Source organism: Lactobacillus acetotolerans DSM 20749 = JCM 3825, from assembly GCF_001436775.1.
GTDB lineage: Bacteria > Bacillota > Bacilli > Lactobacillales > Lactobacillaceae > Lactobacillus > Lactobacillus acetotolerans.
In genome coordinates, this window is the sequence record NZ_AYZC01000072.1 from 1 (window position 1) to 2,977 (window position 2,977).

At 41.6% G+C, this 2,977-nt stretch carries 1 protein-coding gene; it reads left to right on the forward strand.

Annotated elements, in window-relative coordinates; translation table 11 throughout:
• Nucleotides 1–2,977, forward strand: a 2,977-nt coding sequence (locus FC77_RS08095) for a hypothetical protein (RefSeq protein ID WP_162258108.1), incomplete at both ends; no start/stop codon positions are given.

Consider the following 2,977-nt stretch of genomic DNA (forward strand, 5'->3'; position numbering starts at 1 on the left):
AGCTAATTTGAGTGTCCAATATGTGAATGCCAGAACCGGCAAAGATGTTGGCAAGGCGATAAAGGCACCAGACGGTTATATGAATAAACCATTTGATCCGACTGATAGTAATAGCTTTATCACGATCAATATTCCAGACGGCTACCATTATGCCACGACCAGTGATGAATTGCATGGTAAGACCCAGCCGAAGAATGATGGCAGTATTAAATATACGGATCAAGATTACACAGTACCGGTCTATGTAGCTGGAGACACAGTACCAGATGATGGCACGAATAAGGATGCAGTCCATGTACTGCACTACTTGGAAAATCAAGATGGTACCCCAATGACTGATTTGGTTCCAAATATAAAGGTTAATGATTACTGGTTAGGTGGACATTATGGTGATACCGTCACTGCTAGCGGTACTGATGAAAAGCAAAAAGCCCCAGCTGGCTACACCATAGCTAATCCGGATAAGCAAAGCTACGAGTTAGTCAAGGGTGCTACTACGCAGCCAGAGTTTATCTTCTATTACAAGGCAGTTGAACAAAGTAATGTGACGATCACCTATGTAAATGCCAAAACTGGCGAAACGGTTGGTGATGTCTATAAGCCAAAGGGTGCCACTGATGCTCCAATTAAGTTAAAGGGCGGTATTCCTGATGGTTATCACTACGCTGAGACGACGGATGAATTGAATGGAAAAACGCAGCCAAATGCGGAAAATGCAAAATATACTACTGGAGACCAAAGTTTTACTGTTTATGTAGCTGGCGATACGGTACCAGATGACGGTACTAATAAAGATGCGGTTCATGTTCTGCATTACTTGGAAAGTCAAGATGATACACCGACTACCGATAAGGTACCAGGTATAAAGGTTGATGATTACTGGCTAGGTGGTGCTTATGGCGACACTGTTACTGCTAGTGGTAGTGATGATAAGCAAAAAGCCCCAACTGGCTACACCATAGTTAACCCAAAGAAGCAAAGCTATGAGTTAGTTAAGAATGCAACTAAGCAGCCAGAGTTTGTCTTCTACTATAAAGCTGATAAAGAAGCTAATTTGAGTGTTCAATATGTGAACGCTAGAACTGGTAAAGATGTTGGTAAAGCAATAAAGGCACCGGATGGTTATATGAACAAGCCATTTGATCCAACTGATGACAATAGCTTTATCACATCAAATGTTCCAGATGGTTACCATTATGCTAAGACTAGTGATGAACTGAATGGCAAGACCCAGCCGAAGAATGACGGTAGTATCAAATACACAGATAAAGATGATACGGTCACGGTCTATGTAGCTGGAGATAATGTACCAGATGATGGTACCAATAAAGATGCAGTTCACGTCTTTCACTATCTAGAAAGTCAAGACAATAAACTGACGACTGATGTAGTTCCAAATATAAAAGTAAGTGATTACTGGTTAGGTGGTCATTATGGTGATACCGTCACTGCCAGTGGTACAGATGAAAAGCAAAAGGCACCAACTGGTTACACCATAGTTAATCCAAAGAAACAAAGCTACGAGTTAGTTAAGGGTGCTACTAAGCAGTCAGAGTTCATCTTTTACTATAAAGCCGATAAAGAAGCTCATTTGAGCGTTCAATATGTAAATGCCAGAACAGGCAAAGATGTTGGCCAAGCAATAAAGGCACCAGACGGTTATATGAATAAACCATTTGATCCAACTGATAGTAATAGTTTTATTACAAGCAAAATACCGGATGGCTATCATTATGCCAAAACAGCGGATGAATTGAACGGTAAGACCCAGCCTAAGAATGACGGCAGTGTCAAATACACGGATCAAGATTATACAGTAACGGTCTATGTAGCTGGAGATAATGTACCAGATGACGGTACTAATAAAGATGCAGTCCATGTACTACACTACCTGGAAAGCCAAGATGGTACCCATACTGAAGATACAGTTCCAGGGATAAAGGTTAGTGATTACTGGTTAGGCGGTCATTATGGCGATACGGTTACTGCCAGTGGCACAGATGAAAAGCAAAAAGCTCCAGCTGGTTATACCTTAACCAATCCAGCGGAACAAGAGCGGGAACTTAAATATCAGACTAAGCAGACGATCATCTTCTATTACCAGGCTGATGCAGAAGATAAGCTGAGTGTTCAGTTTGTCAATGCCAAGACAGGCAAAGTAGTCGGTGATAAAGTTAAAGCACCACAAGGTTATATGAATGAGACCTTCGATCCGACTGATGGTAATAGTTTTATTGTATCAAGTATCCCAGCAAGTTATCACTATGCCAAAACAGCTGCTGAACTAAATGGTAAGGCCCAGCCTAAGAATGATGGCAGTGTTAAATACACAGATCAAGCTGATACAGTAACGGTCTATGTAGCTGGAGATAACGTACCGGATGATGGAACAAACACCGATGCCATTCATGTTTTGCACCGTTTGCAAAGCGATGATTCTGAGCTCAAGGGTTCCTATTGGATAGGTGGCAATTATGGTGATGAAATTACTGTCAAAGACAGTGATGCTAAGCAAACAGTAGTTGGTTACACGATTGTGCCTAAGGATAGTGTCACGCTGGAACTTACCCAAGATACACCACACCAAGTAATCTTTTACTACACTGCTAATGCAGTAGCTAACGTTACTATTAACTTTACGACTAAGAATGGCACTATCATTAAGAGTGATGTACCGCAAGGCCACCACACCGGTGATACCTTACAAATAGGTGCAGGTAGTTCTTACTTTACGACGACTAAACCCAATGGCTTTAGATACGCTAGCGGTACTGAGGTACCAAGTGATTATACGCAACCAACTAGTGTTACTTACTCTGGAGATTCGCAAACAGTTATAATTTATGTCGCTGGTGAATCAGTAGGTGCGGGCGATACAGTTAAAGTTGTGCACTACATGGATGGCACAACTAAACCAGTGCCTGGTTTGACTGATTATGTCTTAGGTGATAATGGTCACTACGGTGATACTGTTACT